12 protein-coding genes are annotated in these 18094 nt (G+C 73.7%); 3 read left to right on the top strand and 9 right to left on the bottom strand.

The genetic code is table 11. The features are described 5' to 3' along the window. Positions 1-7: 7 nt before the first annotated feature. The 4 genes from ACWIYF_RS05025 to ACWIYF_RS05010 all read right to left on the bottom strand — a co-directional run bounded on the left by ACWIYF_RS05025 (position 8) and on the right by ACWIYF_RS05010 (position 3941). A complete protein-coding gene (locus ACWIYF_RS05025; RefSeq protein WP_448627018.1) occupies positions 8-895 on the bottom strand; it encodes a DNA-3-methyladenine glycosylase family protein in 888 nt (295 codons plus the stop codon). 144 nt (positions 896-1039) lie between these two features. Further along, positions 1040-1810 (bottom strand): SDR family NAD(P)-dependent oxidoreductase, encoded by a 771-nt coding sequence (locus tag ACWIYF_RS05020; protein WP_448627017.1) that lies wholly within the window; start codon positions 1808-1810, stop codon positions 1040-1042. An 84-nt stretch (positions 1811-1894) separates the two neighbouring features. Continuing rightward, positions 1895-2992, bottom strand: a complete 1098-nt coding sequence (locus tag ACWIYF_RS05015; protein ID WP_448627016.1) for a mannose-1-phosphate guanylyltransferase — start codon at positions 2990-2992, stop codon at positions 1895-1897. Between the two features lies 1 nt (position 2993). Beyond that, positions 2994-3941 (bottom strand): glycosyltransferase family 2 protein, encoded by a 948-nt coding sequence (locus ACWIYF_RS05010; protein WP_448627015.1) that lies wholly within the window; start codon positions 3939-3941, stop codon positions 2994-2996. Positions 3942-4193: 252 nt separating this feature from the next. Here ACWIYF_RS05010 and glf point away from each other — a divergent pair, with 252 nt between their 5' ends. Both glf and ACWIYF_RS05000 read left to right on the top strand, forming a co-directional pair. Further along, on the top strand, positions 4194-5381 hold the full coding sequence (gene glf, locus ACWIYF_RS05005) for a UDP-galactopyranose mutase (protein ID WP_448627014.1): 1188 nt from the start codon (positions 4194-4196) through the stop codon (positions 5379-5381). A 50-nt stretch (positions 5382-5431) separates the two neighbouring features. Then, complete coding sequence (locus tag ACWIYF_RS05000; protein ID WP_448627013.1) at positions 5432-7348, top strand: glycosyltransferase; 1917 nt, start codon at positions 5432-5434, stop codon at positions 7346-7348. A gap of 24 nt (positions 7349-7372) precedes the next feature. On the opposite strand, the gene glfT1 is transcribed toward ACWIYF_RS05000, so the two are convergent. From glfT1 to wzm, 3 genes are read right to left on the bottom strand one after another with little or no spacing between them, the layout of a single operon-like run. Further along, the gene (glfT1, locus tag ACWIYF_RS04995) at positions 7373-8266 is read right to left on the bottom strand and encodes a galactofuranosyltransferase GlfT1 (protein WP_448627012.1); all 894 of its coding nucleotides are present in this window, start codon (positions 8264-8266) and stop codon (positions 7373-7375) included. Next, positions 8263-9036: a galactan export ABC transporter ATP-binding subunit Wzt/RfbE gene (wzt, locus tag ACWIYF_RS04990; protein ID WP_448627011.1), complete on the bottom strand. Its 774-nt coding sequence runs from the start codon at positions 9034-9036 to the stop codon at positions 8263-8265. Before wzt ends, glfT1 begins: the two co-directional genes overlap by 4 nt. Before the next feature lie 24 nt (positions 9037-9060). Further along, complete coding sequence (wzm, locus tag ACWIYF_RS04985) at positions 9061-9894, bottom strand: galactan export ABC transporter permease subunit Wzm/RfbD (protein WP_448627010.1); 834 nt, start codon at positions 9892-9894, stop codon at positions 9061-9063. Between the two features lie 152 nt (positions 9895-10046). Here wzm and ACWIYF_RS04980 point away from each other — a divergent pair, with 152 nt between their 5' ends. After that, complete coding sequence (locus ACWIYF_RS04980) at positions 10047-13142, top strand: arabinosyltransferase domain-containing protein (protein ID WP_448627009.1); 3096 nt, start codon at positions 10047-10049, stop codon at positions 13140-13142. Between the two features lie 67 nt (positions 13143-13209). Here ACWIYF_RS04980 and ACWIYF_RS04975 read toward each other — a convergent pair whose 3' ends face one another. Together ACWIYF_RS04975 and ACWIYF_RS04970 are read right to left on the bottom strand one after the other, a co-directional pair. Beyond that, on the bottom strand, positions 13210-15681 hold the full coding sequence (locus tag ACWIYF_RS04975; protein ID WP_448627008.1) for an N-acetylmuramoyl-L-alanine amidase: 2472 nt from the start codon (positions 15679-15681) through the stop codon (positions 13210-13212). 113 nt (positions 15682-15794) lie between these two features. Beyond that, entirely contained in the window at positions 15795-17942 is a 2148-nt protein-coding gene (locus ACWIYF_RS04970) for an N-acetylmuramoyl-L-alanine amidase (RefSeq protein ID WP_448627007.1), read from the bottom strand. Positions 17943-18094: the final 152 nt, after the last annotated feature.

Genomic DNA, 18094 nt, shown 5'->3' with positions numbered 1-18094 from the left:
GAGTTCCTCAGCGGCGCCGGTAGTCGGTCGGCGCCACCCGCGGGCCCCGCCGGGGCGGCATGCGGCCGCCGATCTCCAGCAGCCGCACCACCCGCTGGCGGTGCCCGCGCCAGGGCTCGAGCAGCTCCATCATCCCGTCGTCGTCGGTCTTCCGGCCGGCCAGCGACCAGCCCACCAGGTTCTTCAGGTGGAAGTCGCCGTAGCTGACCGTGTCCGGGTCGCCGAAGGTGCGCTGCACCACCTCGGCCGCCGTCCAGACCCCGATGCCGGGCACCGACCGCAGCTTCTTCTGCAGGGCGGGTGAGTCGGCGTCGCCGGGCTCGAGCCGGGAGGCGACCGACGCCACCGCCCGCAGGGCGCGCCGCCGGGCGCCGTCCAGGCCGCACCGGTGCCACTGCCAGTCGGTCACGGCCAGCACCCGTTCCGGCGTCGGCACCACCCGCATGCCCGCCGGCGCCGGCCCCGGAGCGGCCTCGCCGGCCAGCCGGAGCAGCTCCCGGTAGACCCGGTGCGCCTCGAGGGTGGTCACCTTCTGCTCGAGGACGGCGGGCACCACGGCGTCCCAGGTGCGGCCGGTGCGGCCGAGCCGCAGCCACGGGGCGCGCCGGTGCAGCTCCCGCAGCAGCGGGTGCCCCGACGGGTCGAAGTCCTGGGGGCGGTCGGAGGCGCCGAGCCAGCCGGGGACGCGGGTGCCGGCCCACACCGCGCCGGGCCCCCACGCGCGCACCCGCACCTCCGGCCCGTCCGGGCCGGCAACCGTGCGCACATGCACGGTCGCCGGCCCGTCGGGGGTGGACGTCGTCCGCCAGGTGCCGTCCTCGGCGGTGCCTGCGGAGACGTGCCGCAGCGTCGGGTCGCCGGTCCCCCGCAGGTCGCGGAAGAGGGCGCGGCGCACGTCCAGTGGCCAGTCCGGACGCCAGACCGATTCGTACGGAGGGGTGCTCAGGGAAGACTCCGTCGGGGAGGTGACGGGCTGGAGCGGCCCCGCTGCAGGGGCCCTCCGCCTGCGCCCGCGAGGCGTGGGGGGCAGCGGGGTCCTTTACTTGGGCGCCATGCGCAGGGCGCCGTCCATCCGGATGACCTCGCCGTTGAGGTAGCCGTGCTCGACGATGTCGAGGGCCAGCTCGGCGAAATCGTCCGGCCGGCCGAGCCGCTTGGGGAACGGGATGCCGGCCGAGAGGGCCTGGCGGGCGTCCTCGGGCAGCGAGCCGAGCAGCGGGGTGTCGACCAGCCCGGGGGCGATGGTGCAGACGCGGACCCCGACGGTGGCCAGGTCGCGCGCGGCGGGCAGCGTCATGCCCACCACACCGCCCTTGGACGCCGAGTAGGCCAGCTGACCGATCTGGCCGTCGAAGGCCGCGATCGAGGCCGTGTTGACGACGACGCCGCGCTCGCCGTCCTCGAGGGGCTCGGTCTGCGACATCGCCGAGGCGGCCAGCCGCAGCACGTTGAAGGTGCCGACCGTGTTGACCGTCAGGACCTTCACGAAGGCGTCGAAGTCGTGCGGCTCGCCGCCCCGGCCGACGGTGCGCTGGGCCCAGCCGATGCCGGCGCAGCTGACCGCGATCCGCAGCGGCCGGTCCTTGCCCGTCGCGTCCTCGACCGCCGCCTGCACCGAGGCGGGGTCGGTCACGTCCGTGCGGACGAAGGTGGTGTGCCCGCCCAGCTCGTCGGCGAGCGCCTTCCCCCGCTCCTCCTGCAGGTCGAGGATGGTCACGGCCGCCCCGCGGCGGGCCAGTTCGCGGACGGTGGCCTCGCCGAGCCCGGAGGCTCCACCGGAGACGACCGCGGCGACGTCGTAGGTCTTCATGCCCGGCAACGTAGCGCGGTGGAACGGCCTCCCCGCAGGGGCCCGCTGCGAGCCTGCGAGCAACGGGGGTGGGGAGGCCGTCCGTCAGCTGAAGCGCGAGCCGTGTCCCTCCTCCACCGCCGCCAGCAGCGCCTTGACCCGCTCGGCCTCACCGACCGGGCAGACCATGGTCACGTCGGCGGTGTGGACGACGACGCTGTCCCGCACGCCGACCAGCGCGACCAGGTGCTCCGGGTCCTCGCTGAAGACGATGTTGCCGGCCGCGTCGAGCGTCACCGCGAGACCGCGGACGGCGTTGCCGTCGACCTGGTCCAGCGTGTGCGCCAGCGCGGGCCACGAGCCGACGTCGAGCCAGTCGACGTCGAGGTCGGCGACCAGCACCCGGCCTGGCTGCGCGGCGGCGGGCTCGAGGACGGCGTAGTCGACGCTGATCCTCGGCAGCGTCGGGAACACCTCGGCGAGGACGGCGTCGCGCGCGGGCCCGGGCGCCTCGGCGACCACCCGGCCCAGGCCCTTGGCCGTCTCGGGCAGGTGGTCGGCGAGCGCGTCGAGCACCGTGGCGGCCCGCCAGACGAACATGCCCGAGTTCCACAGGTACTCACCGGACGCCAGGTACCGCTGCGCCGTCGGGAGGTCGGGCTTCTCGCGGAACGACGCCGCCTCCGCCACACCCGCCACCTCGGTGGCCGGGCCGCGCCGGACGTAGCCGAACCCGGTTGCCGGCGCGGTGGGCCGGATGCCGAGGGTGACCAGCGCGTCGGGCCGGACGGCGAGCGCGTCGTAGGCGGTGCGCAGCGCGGCGGCGAACCGCTCGACCGGGCGGATCACGTGGTCGGCGCTGACCACGGCCAGCTCCGCGTCGGGGTCGACGTCGGCGACGAGCGCGGCGGTCAGCCCGACGGCGTTGGCGGTGTCGCGGGCCACCGGCTCGAGCACCAGGCGGTCGGCGCCGAGCTCCGGCAGCGCCGCGCGGATCTGCGCGCCGTAGCGGGCGGCGGTGCAGACCCAGATGTTCTCCGCCGGCAGCACCGCCTGCAGCCGGGCGAACGCCTCGGCGAGCAGGCTGTGCGCTCCCCCGCCGGGCTCGGCGACCACGTCGAGCAGCTGCTTGGGCCGCCCGGCCCGGGACAGCGGCCACAGCCGCGTCCCGGACCCACCGGCCATGATCACCGCATGCCGCATGTCAGCCCTTCGCCCGCATCCGGCGCCGCCCGCCGAGCCGGGCGGCGGTCAGCTCGGTGGCCCGGCGCTGGAACCGGGCGCCGGCGGCCACCCGGCCGCTGACGTAGGAGACCAGCATCCGGGCGCCCAGCCCGGCACGCAGCGCCACCCGCAGCGGCGCGTGCCGCCGGCCCGGGTACTGCCGGGACAGGTAGCGCAGGGCGCTGGTGTGGTGCACCCGCTGCATCCGGTGCGGCTCCCGGCGGGTGGAGTGCCCGCCCTCGTGCACGACCAGCGCGGAGGGGGCGTAGACGTGCAGATAGCCCGCACGGCCCAGCCGCTCGGCGAGGTCGACGTCCTCGAAGTACATGAAGTAGCCCGGGTCGAAGCCGCCGACCGACCAGAACGCGGCGACGTCGACCAGGAAGCACGAGCCCGACAGCCAGCCCGCCGGGCGCTCGCGCGGCGCCTCCCGCTCCCGCCGGTAGCGCGCCGTCCAGGGGTTGGCCGGCCAGGCCCAGCCGAGCAGTGCGTGGCCCGCGCCGGTGGACAGCCGCGGCAGGTCGCGCGCCGAGGGGTAGAGCTCGCCCTCCGGGGTGCGGATGGCGGGGCCGACCGTCGCGGCACGCGGCCACCGGGCGGCGACGGCGAGCAGCTCGTCGACCGAGCCGGGCTCGAACTGGACGTCGGGGTTGGCCACGAGGGCGTAGCCGTCGGTGAGCCCGGCCAGCCCCGCGTTCACCGCCGCGCCGTAGCCGATGTTGCCGCCGGTGCGCAGCAGCCGGACGTGCGGGTGCTCCGCCGCGGCCCGCTCGGGGGCGCCGTCGGTCGAGCCGTTGTCGGCGAGGACGACCTCGACCGGCCGGGTGGTCGCGGAGGCCAGCGACCGGACGAAGCCCTCGAGGGCCGGACCCGGCGAGTACGTCACCGCGACCACCCGCAACGGACGGCTCTGGTTCGCTGCGTCCACGCTCGCCAACGTATCCGGCGGACGGCGGCGCTCCTCCGGCGGACCGCCGGGACGTGGTGGCCGCACTCCCCGCGCACGCCCGCGGCGCCGACCGCCTCCGCCCCTCGCGGAGGCGCACCAGCCGGCCGATCCCTTCCGAGTCGGACCGGTTCGTCCGGCACTCCGTCCCCGTTGACCACAGGGACCTCACCCGCCGCTCGCACCCACCGACCGCGGGCGGGTGGAGAGCGGGCGACGGTATCGTCGGTGGGCGTGACTGATGTTCGGCCCGATCTCGTCGTCGTCGGCTCCGGGTTCTTCGGCCTGACGGTCGCCGAACGGGTGGCCAGCCAGCTCGACAAGAAGGTCCTCGTCCTCGACCGGCGCGACCACATCGGCGGCAACGCCTACTCCGCGCCCGAACCCGAGACCGGCATCGAGGTGCACGTCTACGGCGCGCACCTGTTCCACACCTCGAACGAGCGGGTCTGGCAGTACGTCAACCAGTTCACCGAGTTCACGAACTACCAGCACCGCGTCTTCACGATCTTCAAGAACAAGACGTACTCGCTGCCGATCAACCTCGGGACGATCTGCCAGTACTTCGAGCGCAGCTTCTCCCCCGACGAGGCGCGGGCGCTGGTGCACGAGCAGGCCGGCGAGCTCGACACCGCGGAGGCGACCAACCTCGAGGAGAAGGCGATCTCGCTGATCGGCCGCCCCCTCTACGAGGCGTTCATCCGCGGCTACACGAAGAAGCAGTGGCAGACCGAGCCGACCGACCTGCCCGCGGCGGTCATCGCGCGGCTGCCGGTGCGCTACACCTTCGACAACCGGTACTTCAACGACACCTACGAGGGTCTGCCGGTCGACGGCTACACCGCGTGGCTCGAGCGGATGGCGGCCCACCCGAACATCGAGGTGCGGCTGTCCACCGACTACTTCGACGTCCGCGACCAGCTGCCCGCGGACGTGCCCACGGTGTTCACCGGGCCGATCGACAAGTACTTCGGCTACGAGGCCGGGGAGCTCGGCTGGCGCACGCTGGACTTCGAGACCGAGGTGCTGCCCATCGGCGACTTCCAGGGGACGTCGGTCATGAACTACGCCGACGAGGACGTGCCGTGGACCCGCATCCACGAGTTCCGGCACTTCCACCCCGAGCGGAAGTACCCCGAGGACAAGACGGTCGTCGTCCGCGAGTACTCGCGCTTCGCCGAGACCGGTGACGAGCCGTACTACCCGATCAACACCCCCGAGGACCGGGCCAAGCTGGAGCGCTACCGCGAGCTGGCCACGAAGGAGGCCGAGGAGCGGCGGGTGCTCTTCGGCGGCCGGCTGGGTACCTACAAGTACCTGGACATGCACATGGCGATCGGCTCGGCGCTCTCGATGTTCGACAACCGCATCCGGCCGTTCTTCGACCAGGGCGCGTCGCTCGACGGACGCCTCGACGACTGAACCTGCGACGACTCCACGCGAACGACCGACCTGAGGACTGATCCCTTCCCATGACCGCGCCGACGTCCCCCGAGCTCGTCGCCGACCTGTCCCCCCGGGAGCTCGCCCCCGGCAAGGCCGTGACGCTCCTGCAGCGGGTGCTGATGCCGCGCCCGGCCGACCCGCGCAAGGTCCGCACGCTCTACGTCGACGAGGAGCGCTCCGGGCGGGTGCGGGTCGACGACCGCGCCACCGGCCACCTCGCGGCCGGCGACGAGGTCTCGTTCGCGACCTACTTCAACGCCTTCCCGGCCGCCTACTGGCGGCGCTGGACGTCGCTGCCCGCGGTCGTGCTGCGGCTGCGCCTGTCGGGCACGGGCCGCATCGACGTGTACCGCTCGAAGGCCGACGGCACGATCGTGCACGCCGCCGGCGCCGCGGTCTCCGGCGGGAACTCGGAGCTGGAGCTCGAGCTGGACCTGACGCCGTTCGTCGACGGCGGCTGGTACTGGTTCGACCTCACCGCCGACGAGGACCTCACGGTCGTGGAGGCCGGCTGGTACGCCGACCGGGAGCCGCTGCGGCCGGGCCGCCTGGCCGTGGGCATCTGCACGTTCAACCGGCCGGACGACTGCGTCGCCGCCGTCTCCACGATCGCCTCCGACCCGGTGGTCGCCGCGGAGCTGACCGCGGTCGTGGTCGCCGACCAGGGCAACCGCAAGGTCCGCGACGACGCGGGCTTCCCCGAGGTCGCCGCGCAGCTGGGCGACCGGCTGCGCCTGGTCGAGCAGGGCAACCTCGGCGGCAGCGGCGGCTTCGCCCGGACCATGCACGAGGCGCTCGAGCACACCGACGCCACGCACGTGCTGTTCCTCGACGACGACGTGCAGCTGGAGGCCGACAGCCTGCACCGGGCGCTGACCTTCAGCCGGTTCACCGACGAGCTCATGCTGGTCGGCGGCCAGATGCTCGCCCTGCAGGACCGCTCGGTGCTGCACACCATGGGCGAGTCGGTCGACCGCTTCAGCTTCCTGTACCGGCCGGCCGCCTACGGGGTGATGCAGCACGACTTCGCCGAGGAGTCGCTGCGCGAGACCGAAGAGCTGCACCGGCGGGTCGACGTCGACTACAACGCCTGGTGGATGTGCCTGATCCCGCGGGAGGTCGCCGAGGAGATCGGCCTGCCGCTGCCGCTGTTCATCAAGTGGGACGACGCCGAGTACGGACTGCGCGCCAAGGCTGCCGGGCACCGCACCTGCACCCTGCCCGGCGCGGCGATCTGGCACCTGGCCTGGACCGACAAGGACGACGTCAGCGACTGGCAGGCCTACTTCTTCGCCCGCAACCGGCTGATCGTCGCCGCGCTGCACAGCCCGCACGCCGACACCGGCGGCATCGTCCGCAGCCAGCTCAAGGCCGACCTCAAGCACCTGCTGAAGCTGGAGTACTCGGCGGTCGCCCTGCACCTGAAGGCCTACGAGGACTTCCTCGCCGGGCCGGACGCGGTCTTCCCGGCGCTGCCCACGGCGCTGGGCGACGTGCGGGCGCTGCAGAAGACCTTCGCCGACAGCCAGGTCATCACCGACCGGGCCGCGATCCCGGAGCCGGAGCTGGACTCGGTCGTCGTCGAGGGCATGGCCACCCCGCCGGCGGGCAAGGTGGCGATCGGCAGGGCGGCGCTGCGCGCGCTGCGCCGCAGCCTGCGCCCGGTGCGCGCCCCCGGTGAGCGGCCCCAGGTCCAGGTGCCGGCCCCGGATGCGCAGTGGTTCGTGCTCGCCCAGCTCGACCGCGCCACCGTCGGGACGGCCGACGGCCGCGGCGTGACCTTCCGGCACCGCGACCCAGCCAAGTTCCGCGAGCTGATGACCCGGTCGGCGCGGCTGAACCGGGAGATCCGCAAGCAGTTCCCGCAGCTGATGGAGCAGTACCGGGCCGCCTACGGCGACCTGACCTCCGCGGAGAACTGGCAGAAGGCCTTCACGCAGTGACCCGGCGGTTCGCCCGCCCCGAGCTCAGGGGCGGGTGAACCGCTCGCGGCGGCCCTGGCGCAGCAGGGCCAGCCAGGTGCGCAGCCCCCGCACGTCCCTGCGGGACAGGAAGAACCACGAGAACCGGACCAGCTCCAGCGGGAACAGCCAGCGCATGCCGGGCTGGGCCATCAGGTAGCCGCGGTTCCGGTAGGTGAAGAACCGCTTGGCGTCGTCCCCCGGGTACTGGGCGGAGAGCCGGCCGCCGAGGATCGGCAGGAACTCGTCGGTCCCCTGCGGGTGCAGGTAGGTGGCCCGCAGGCACGTGCCGAAGGCCAGCCCGGAGCGGACCAGCCGGCGGTGGATCTCGGTCTCGTCGCCGCGCAGGAACAGCCGCAGGTCGGGGACGCCGACCGCCTCGAGCGCGTCGGCCCGGAACAGCGCGCCGTTGAACAGCGAGGCGTACCGCGGCAGGAAGTCGACGTCGGCGAACTCGGCCAGGGTGCGCCGCCAGGCCAGCCCCCGACGCAGCGGGAACGCCAGCCGCCCGGGATCGGCCTTGTCGACGACGGCCGGCGAGACCTCGGCGAGGTCGTGCTCGGCCGCGCAGGCCAGCAGCTGCTCGAGGACCGTGTCCCCGCCCGGGCGGCCGTCGTCGTCGGCGCACCAGACCCAGTCCGCGCCCTGCGCCAGCGCGGTGAGCATGCCGAGGGCGAACCCGCCCGCGCCGCCGAGGTTGCGGCGCGAGGGGAGGTAGGTGCTCGGCAGCCCGGAGGCGGCCACGACCCGCGCGGTGTCCTCGTCCGGGCCGTTGTCGACGACGACGACGCCGTCGACCGGCCGGGTCTGCGCGGCGAGCGCGGCCAGGCTCTCCGCGAGCAGGGCGGGTCGCTGCCTGGTGACCACGACGGCCACCACCGTGGGCGGCGCGAGGGTCATGCCGGCGCGGAGGTCTTGTCGAGGAACGGGTCCTTGCCCTTGTAGGCGGTGAGCACCTCGCGCAGCCCGCCCATCTGCTTGATCCGGCCGTGCTCCATCCAGAGCGCCTTGTTGCACAGCTGGCCGAGCAGCTCGTCGGAGTGCGAGGCGAAGACCAGCATCCCCGCCCGCTCGACGAGCTCGGTCAGCTTGCCCTTGGCCTTCGCGAGGAACGCCCCGTCGACGGCCCCGATGCCCTCGTCGAACAGGAGGATCTCGGGGTCGATGCTGGTCACCACGCCGAGGGCGAGGCGGACCCGCATGCCGGTCGAGTACGTGCGCAGGGGCATGTTCAGGAAGTCGCCGAGCTCGGAGAAGTCGGCGATCTCGTCGACCCGGGCCTCCATCTGCTTGCGGTTCATGCCCAGGAACAGGCCCCGGATCATGATGTTCTCGTAGCCGGTGATCTCCGGGTCCATCCCGACGCCGAGGTCGAAGATCGGCGCGACGCGGCCTCGCACGGTCGCCGTGCCCGCCGTGGGCTCGTAGATGCCCGAGAGCAGCCGCAGCAGGGTGGACTTGCCGGCGCCGTTGTGCCCCACCAGGGCGACCCGGTCACCCTCCTCGAGGGTCAGCGTGATGTCGTGCAGCGCCTGGATGACGGGCACCTTGTGGTCGTCGGAGTTGATGGTGCCCCCGACCACGCCGAGCACGGCCTTCTTCAGGGAACGCGACTTCGCGTCGAAGATCGGGAAGTCGACGCACGCCTCCCGGGTCTCGATGCGGACCATGCGGATGAACCCCTCTCGCGGCAGTCAGACCCAGTAGGCCACGCGCGCGCGGTAGCGGCGCATCGCCATGAGGGTCACGGCCCAGCCGACGACGGTGATGGCCAGGACGACGACCCAGCTGTGCCAGAGGTTCTCCTGGCCCAGCATTGGTCGCCGGAGGATCTCGACGAAGTGCAGGAACGGGTTGAGCTCGGCCAGGCGGGCGCGCTCGGCGATCGCCTGGTTCGGGCTGTTGAGGAAGTCCTCGTAGATCCACACGATCGGCGTGATGAAGAACACCAGCTGCACGATGCTGCCGACGATCGGGTTGAGGTCCCGGAAGCGGGCGCTGGCCATGCCGAGGAAGAACGCCACCCAGAGCGCGTTCAGCACGAGCAGGCCGAACGCCGGGAACGCCATCAGGCTCGACCAGCCCAGCGGCTTGGGGAAGATGATCAGCATGATCACGTAGACGATCAGGTTGTGCGCGAACAGCAGCGTCTGCCGCCACACCAGCCGGTACACGTGCACGGAGATCGGCGCCGGCAGGAACTTGATCAGCCCCTCGTTGGCGATGAAGACGTTCGCGCCGTCGAGGATCGACCCGGAGATGAAGCCCCAGATGATGAAGCCGACGACGATGTGCGGCAGCATCACCTCGAGCGGGTTGTCGAACAGGCCGGCGTAGAGGATCCCCAGCCCGACGCCGGTGACGGCCATGCTGATCGTGATCCAGATCGGGCCCAGCACCGAGCGCCGGTAGCGCTGCTTGATGTCCTGCCAGCCCAGGTGCGCCCACAGCTCGCGCTGCCGCCAGCCGTTGACGAGGTCCCGTCTCGTCGCCGTCCACGCAGCGTTCGAGGACTCGGTCACAGCCACGTCCGCTGAGGCTACCTTCGCGCCGCCGGGCGGCCGCGCGCCGAGGGGGCCCGCGGGACGCCGGGTGCGAGTGGGACGGAGTAGTCCTTCCGGGGCGCCGCGGTCGCCCCGAAAGCCAGGGGGCGCGCGGGAGCCCGCCTACCCTCGGCCGCATGCCCTCGGACACCCCTGCCCTGCGGCGGATCACTCGGCCGCGCGTGGCGGTGCTCGCGCTGGCCGCTCTCTCCCTGGTCTCCGCGCTGGCCTTCGTGCTGGCGCCGGTCGAACGCCCCGACGCCGTCTACAGCTGGCCCTCGGCGCCCGGCGATCCCGCGGCCGCCGCCATCCCGCTGATGACCTCGACGCCGGCGACGCTGACCGCCTCGGTCGGCTGCGCCGCCGTCCGCGCGGCCGGCCCGGACGGCGTCCTGCTGTCCACGCTGCCGCTGCGCGACATCCCGGGCGAGGAGGTGCTGAACGGACTGCGGGTGACGGCGACGCCCGAGGACGGGGTGCGGTTCCGCACCGGCGGTGTCGATCTCTCGGAGCAGGCGCTCCCGGCTTCCCGGGACTGCACGTGGACGCTCGAGACCACCGCCACGACGACGAGGCTGAGCCTCGACGGGCGGGTCGTGGAGGAACGGCCGGAGGACCTCCGACCCGTCGTCGCCGGCGTGTTCACCGAGAGCGCGAACGCCGACGACCTGTCGGTCGACGTCACCGCGGACACGCTGTACCAGACCACCCCGTCGCCGCTGAAGACGGCGCTCGCGGTACTGGCCGTGGTCTCGCTGGCCGCCGTGCTGGTCCTGGTCGCACGCGCCGAGCGGGCCCGGGGGCGCGCGGACGCCGGCGCGGAGCGGGAGCCCGGCACCGCGCGTCGCGGCCGGGGGGTGCGATGGGCGGTCGACGCGGTCGTCGTGGGCGCGTTGGCGGTGTGGAACGTCATCGGGCCGCTGACCGTCGACGACGGCTACATCGCCGGCATCATCCGGAGCGCCGATGCCAACGGCTACGTCGGCAACGTCTACCGATGGTTCAACGCCCCGGAGGCGCCGTTCGGCTGGTTCTACGAGGTCATGGACGGCTGGGCGCACGTGAGCACCGCGACGGTGTGGATGCGGATCCCGTCCACGCTGCTCGGGGTGGCCACCTGGTTCCTCATCGCCCGGGGGCTGCTGCCGCGGCTGGGCGGGTTCGCCCGCGCCGCGGGCAGCTACGCCGCAGCGGCGGTCGCCTTCGGCGTGTGGTGGCTGCCGAGCAACCTGGGCCTGCGCCCGGAGGCCTGGGTGGCGGCCGGGTTCGCCGCGGTGCTGCTGCTGGTGGAGGACGCGCTCGCCCGTCGGCGGGTGCTGCCGCTGCTCGTCGGCCTCGTCGTCGCGGGCGCCACGCTCGGCGTCACACCGACCGGTGCGGTGGCCTTCCTGCCCTTCGCCGCGGCCGCCGTGCCGATCCTGCGGCTGATCCGCCGACCAGAGGGTCCCGGCCTGCCGGCGCTCGCCGTGGCGGCGGCCGCGGCCGCCGCCTCCGCGCTGCTCCTGATGTTCGCCGACCAGAGCCTGGCCGCGATCCTGCAGGCCAACCGGATCCGCAACGAGCTGCCGGGCGCGGTCCCCTGGTCGGCCGAGGCCGAGCGCTGGTATCTCCTGCTCAAGGCCGGCGAGCTGCAGGGCTCGCTGGTCCGGCGCGTTCCCGTGCTGCTGACGCTGGCCGCGGTCGTCGGCATCCTGTGGCGCCGGCTGTCGGCGCGCTGGCCGGACTCCGCGGCTCGGGATGTCGCCGACCGGCTGGTCATCACCGCCGGGCTGTCGCTGGTGGTCCTGCTGTTCACGCCCACGAAGTGGACGATGCACTTCGGTGCGCTCGTCCCCGTCGGCACCGCGCTGATCGTCCTCGGCCTGCACCTGTTCGACCGCCGGGTCACGTGGGCCGGCGCGGAGCGCGGCCGCACCCCGGTCCGCAGCCGGATCGGCGTCGGGCCGCTGGCCGTGGGCGCCGCCGGCCTGACCGTCGTCCTGTTCGTGGCGGCCTGGTCGTACGCCGGCTGGAACCAGTACGCCTACCTGTCCAACGCCGGCGTGCCGTGGAACAACATCCCCCCGGTGGTCCTGGGCAAGTCCTTCTCCACGCTCTTCCTCGCTGCCGGCCTGCTCGTGGCCGCTGCCGGAGCCGCACTGGTGGTCTGGTCACGCTCCCGGGACGGCGACGGCGTCGCCCTGCCCCTGGCGCGCTGGATCCCCTCCCCGGCACTGGTGGCGGTGGGGCTGATGGCCGCCACGGTGCTGCTGCAGTTCGGCGGCCTGGCCAAGGCCGGTTGGGAGCGTCGGGAGACGTACTCCCTGGCCGGAGATGCGATGGACACCGTCCACGGTTCCGGCTGCGGCCTGGCGGAGGCGCTCCGGGTGGAGCGGTCCCCCAGGGCGGGCCTGCTCGAGCCGTCGCGGGCCGCGAGCCCCGACCGCGAGACAGCCCTGGTCGACGGCTTCGAGGAGATCACCGACCACACCACGCTCGAGGGCCCGGCCCTGGATATCGGCGGTGACCGGTTGCCCGGCTGGTCGGCGACGGGCCACACCTCCGCCGACGGTACGGGCCCGGCCCGGCTGGTCACCGGCTGGTACGACCTGCCGGCCGACTTCGCCGGCGGCGATCTGCCCCTCGTGGTGGCGACCGCCGGTGAGCGCGGCCGGGGCACGAACCTCGTCGCCGAGTTCGGCGTCGTCTCTGGCGACACGATCACCCCTGTCGGCGCCCGCGGCCTGCCGCCGTCGGGCGACGAGCCGGCCGCCACCGATGCCCGGCTGGCGCCGGCCGACGTCCCCGCCGACGCCCAGGTCGTACGGCTCACGGCTATGGACGGCGCCGCCGACACCGACCTGCCGCTGGCCGTGTCGGCGCCGCGGGTCCCGGTCACGGAGCCGTTCTCCGAGGTGGTGGACCCGGACCGGCCGGCGATCGTCGACTGGCCGGTGGCCTTCGTGTTCCCCTGCCAGACCCTGTCGGTCCAGCGCGACGGCCTCACCGACGTGCCGGAGTGGCGGATCGCCTCGGCCAGCGATGCCGGCGACATCATCGTCGCCGAGTTCGTCGGCGGTCCGTACGCACCGGCCCGGACCCTCGTCGACGAGGTCCGTGTGCCCGTGTACCTGGAGGACCGGCCGCTCGAGCGTCCGATGGCGCTCTACGCCTGGGAACCGCGGGTGACGACCACCGCGCCGCGCCAGGACGTGCGGCCGACGACGGTGCCGGGGTGGGCGGCCGCCGGCTGACCGGGCGCGAACGACAGCGGGGGCGGGCAGATGCCTGCCCGCCCCCGCTGCCGCGGACCGTGAGAGCTCAGCGCGTGGTCACCGTGACCGCCCCGGTGGCGGCCGTCCAGGTGATCCGGCCGTGCTCGAAGTCGCTGGCCCGGCCGCCGGGGACGGCGTACTCCTCGCTGGTGGGGTAGCCCAGCGAGGAGGTGACCCCGCCGAGAGCGGCGTACCGCTGGTAGATCGAGCCGTAGACGGCATGGGCGCCCACCGTCGGAGACCAGAAGATGGCGCCGGTCTGGAAGGTGTTCATCCGGCCCCGGCCGTCGGCGGTCGGCTTCTCGTCGCTCGTCGGGTAGCGAAGCAGACCGCGCTCCCAGCCCAGCGCGCCCCACAGGTTGCGGATCTGCCCGCTCACCGACTGGGCGCCGGTCGCCGGCGTCCAGTAGATCGACGAGCCGTTGGCGAAGTGGTTGTACCGGCCGACGCCGTCCGGCGTGGCGCGCTCGTCCGTGGTCGGCACCCCGAACCCGCTGCTCAGCGCACCGAGGGCCATCCACTTCCGGGCGATCGAGCCCTGCACCACGTGCGCGCCGGTGGCCGAGGTCCAGTAGATGATGCCGTCCTGGAACATGCTGAACCGGACTCCGCCGGAGGCGCCGCGTTCGTCCGAGGTCGGATAGCCGAGCGCGCCGCGCGGACCGCCCTTGGCCAGGTAGGCGTTGAGGATCTGCCCCACCACCGGGTACGCCCCGGTGCCCGGCGACCAGTAGATCGCCCGGTTGCCGGCGAAGGTGTTGTACTGACCGCCCAGGGCCGCCGTGCGGGTGACCCCGGTGGGCACGGCCCAGTCGAGGCCGCCGAGCGCGTCCCAGGCGTCGGCGATGTCGCCGTGCACCTCGGTGGCGCCGCCGGCGGCCGTCCAGTAGACGGTGCCGTGCTGGAACGTGTTGAACCGGCCGCCGGCGCCGGCCCGCTCACCGGAGGTCGGATAGCCCAGCGGGCCCCGCTCCCACCCGGTGGTCGCCCACAGCTGCCGGATGAAGCCGTGCACCGGCTGCGCCATCGTCGACGGCGTCCAGTAGATCGACGAGCCGTTGGCGAAGTGGTTGTACCGGCCGACGCCGTCCGGGGTGCCGCGTTCGTCGGTGGTCGGCGCGCCCATGACCGCGGGGCCGCCACCGGCCATGTAGACGCCCCAGATCTGCCCGCCGACGACGTGCGCGCCGGTCAGGGGGGTCCAGTACATGTAGGCGTTCTGGTACTGCTGCCACCGGACCCCGGCCGTGCTCTGCTCGGTGCCGACCGGCGGCCCGAGCAGCGTCCGCAGCGCCGCATCGGCCGCGTACCGCTCGCTGATCGTGGGTTCCCGGATGTCGTTCACGAGGGCCGTGACCCGGTCGCGGATCTCCGGCAGCCGGGCGTAGCCGTACCGGCCCGGACAGGCGGTGAGCCCGGTGTCGCGGTGTCCGAAGATCGTCGGCAGGGTCACCCGGGCGCCGGCCGCGTACCGCACGGTGCTGCCGCCTCCGGAGGTGAGCACCGTGGTGCCGCGCGGGTCGACGCCGTACAGGGCGAACTTCCAGGCGATGATCGCCTCCACGGCGTCGATCATCGGCAGCGGCGTGTCGACGACGTCGTAGTTGCCCATCATCGAGACGCCGAAGGTGCCGGTGTTGAAACCGCCGGCGTGCGCGCCGATGACCGTGCTGGCCAGGCCGCCGTAGCGGCCCTCCCACAGCCGGCCGAACTTGTCGACCAGGACGTTGTATCCGATGTCGCCCCAGCCGCGGCTGACCGCGTGGTAGCTGTACATCGCCCGGATCATCGCCGGGACCTGGTCGGTCGTGTAGTTGTTGATCTCGGCCGTGTGGTGCAGGGTCGCGGCCTTGATGGTGGGCGCGAACTCGGGCGCCCAGGTGCGCAGGCGCTCGTCGGCGCCCCACTGCGCCCGCGAGTACACCGGCGGCATGGCCGCGGCGGCGTGCGCCGTGTCCTGGATCTCCGGCGTCTCGAGTGCGACGTCCGCCTCGCTCCGGCCCGGGTCGACCAGGTCGAGCTGCACGTCGGTCGGCTGCGCGCCCGCGCGGGTCACCAGTTCGACCTCGACGCCGTGACTGGGCCCGGTCCACAGCGGCGCCGTCCCGCCGCGAGCCTCCTGACCGGAGTCGGCGTCGCTGTTCTGGTCGGCGTCCTCGACGCCGACCGGCGTCCATTCGCCCCAGGCCCCCGCGGCGTCCTGCACGCGCACCTGCACGACGGTGTCCGACACGGCCGGGTCGTACGCCCAGGTGACGCCGACCAGCGAGAACTCGTCGACGCCCGTCCTCGACACGGTCAGCGTCGGCGCGCTGTCGGCGACGCCGGCGACCGGCTCGGTCGTCCCCTCCTGCACGTCCGCGGCCGGGGCCGGGTCGGCCACCGAGCCCATCGACACCTCCTCGGTGGAGGGCGCCACCGGCTCCGGATCGGGGGTCGGGGCAGCCCAGACCGGGAGGGTCAGGATCGTCCCGGACATGCCCAGGAAGGCGAGAAGTCCGATGAGTAGGCGGCGCACGAAGATGTCCTCCGGGGGAACGCGGTGTCCGGTCGGCCCGCGGCGAGCAGACGTGTTTCCGCTACGTCCTTCGTCATCGGCGGGCCGACCCTCAAGCCGACCCGCCGGAAGGCCTAGCGGTAGGTGGCAGTGACCTGTCCGGTCCGGGCGTTCCAGGTCAGGGCGCCGTGCTGGAAGTCGGTGCGCCGTCCGCCGGGAACCGCGTACTCGTCCCGCGTCGGCAGGCCCAGCCGCGAGGTCGCCCCGCCGAGCCGGAGATAGGTCGTGGCGATCGACCCGTAGACCGAGTGCGCGCCGGTCGCCGCGCTGCGGTAGACCTGGCCGCGTTCGAACCCGGTCACCCGGCCCGCCCCGTCCGCGGTGAGCGCCTCGTCGGCGGTCGGGTAGCCGAGCCTCCCGCGCTCGTAGCCGAGCGCCCTCCAGACGGTCCGCACCGAGGGGACGACGCCGTGCGCCCCGGACCGCGGGCTCCAGTAGATGGCCGCGCCGCCGGAGAAGAACGTGTACCGCCCGACGCCGTCCGGGGTGCGCGTCTCGTCGGAGGTCGGCACGCCCTGGCCCCAGTCGAGACCGCCGAGGGCCAACCAGCGGTCCTCGATGGCGCCGAGCAGCGGGTGCGCGCCGGTCTCCGCCGTCCAGAGCACCGTGCCGCGCTGGAACGTGGAGTACCGCGTCCGGCCGTCGGACGCGATCACCTCGTCGGAGACCGGATAGCCCAGCGGCCCCCGCTCCCAGCCGCCGGCGGCCCAGACGTTGCGGATGGCGCCCTGGACGACGTGCGCCCCCGTGACAGGGGTCCAGTAGATGGCCGTCCGGCCGAAGTGGTTGTAACGGCCGACACCGTCCGGTGTCACGCCCTGGTCCGTCGTCGGCGCACCCAGGGCGGAGTGCCCGCCGACGGCGAGGTACTTGGCCAGGATCGCGCCGGTGATCGCATGGACGCCGGTGGACGGGGACGAGTACATCCGGCCCTTCGTGTACTCCTGCCAGGTCACGCCGGCAGCGGACTGCTCCGTCCCGACCGGCGTCCCGAGGGCGGCCCGCACGCCCGCGTCCGAGGCGTACCGCGCCGTGATGGACCCGGCCAGCCGGGTGGCGACGGCGGTGCGGATCTCCGGCAGCCGGGCGTAGCCGTACTGCCCTGGGCAGACGGTTGCGCCGACGTCGCGGTGGCCGAAGATCGTCGGCAGGGTCACCGCCGTCCCCTTGGCGTACCGTGCCGTTCCGCCGCCGGCCGACGTCAGGGATGTCGTGCCGGTCGGCTTCACGCCGTAGAGCTCGAACTTCCACGCGATGATCGCCGAGACGGCGTCGACCATGGGCTGCGGCGCGGGGACCTTCTCGTAGTCGCCGAGCATCGAGACGCCGAAGGTGTAGGTGTTGAACCCGCCGGCGTGCGCGCCGATGACCGTGCTCGCCAGGCCGCCGTAACGGCCCTCCCACAGCCGGCCGAACTTGTCGACCAGGACGTTGTAGCCGATGTCGCCCCATTCCAGGCTCACCGCGTGGTACTGGTAGATCGAGCGCAGGATGTCCGGGACCTGGTCGGCGGTGTAGTCGTTCGAGCCGGCGGTGTGGTGCAGCGCCGCCGCCTTGATCGTGGGTGCGAACTCGGGGTCCCAGTCGCGGACGTCCTCGTCGGCGCCCCACTGCGCGCGCGAGTAGACGTCCGGCATGGCCATCGCCGCGTCCGCGGTGTCCTGGATCTCCGGGGTGCCGGGCATCGCGTCGGCCGGGCTCGAACCGGGGTCGACGAGGTCCAGCCGCACGTCGGTGGGCTGCGCGCCGGAGCGGGTGACCAGTTCGGCCTGTACGCCGGTGCTCGGCCCCGTCCACAGCGGCGCCGTCCCGCCGCGCAGGGTGCCGCCGGAGGGGGCGTTCGGGTTCTGCTCGGCGTCCTCCCGCCCGACCTCGGTCCAGGCGCCCCACCGCCCGGCCGCGTCCTGGACGCGTACCTGCACGACCGTGTCGGTCACCGCCGGGTCGTCGGCCCAGGTCACCCCGACCAGTGAGAACTCGTCGACGTCGGTCTGCTCGACCGTCAGCGCCGGCGCGCCGGACGGGACGCCGGCGACGGGATCGGTGGTGCCGGCCTGCACGTCCGCGGCCGGCGCGGGGTCGGCGACCGACCCCATGGGCACCTCGTCGGTGCGGGCCGCCACGGGCTCGGGCTCGGGGGCCGGCGCGGCGTAGACCGGGAGGACCAGGAACGTCCCGGTCAGGACGGCAGTGCCGAGGAAGCCGGCGAGGAGTCGGCGCACGGGGGAAGCCCTTCGAGCAGGGGGACGGCGTCGGCGACGCCGGGAGCCGCCGGGAGCACACGGCGGACGAGGTCACGAACAGGTAACACCGCGTTCCGGCGCGGTGCACTCCGGGCCGCCCCAGCGGTCGCTGCCGCCCCGCCCGTCCCACG

The organism is Geodermatophilus sp. URMC 64, assembly GCF_053502555.1.
Note: the sequence above shows the minus strand (reverse complement) of the source record. Positions and strands in the feature narration are given on the sequence as shown.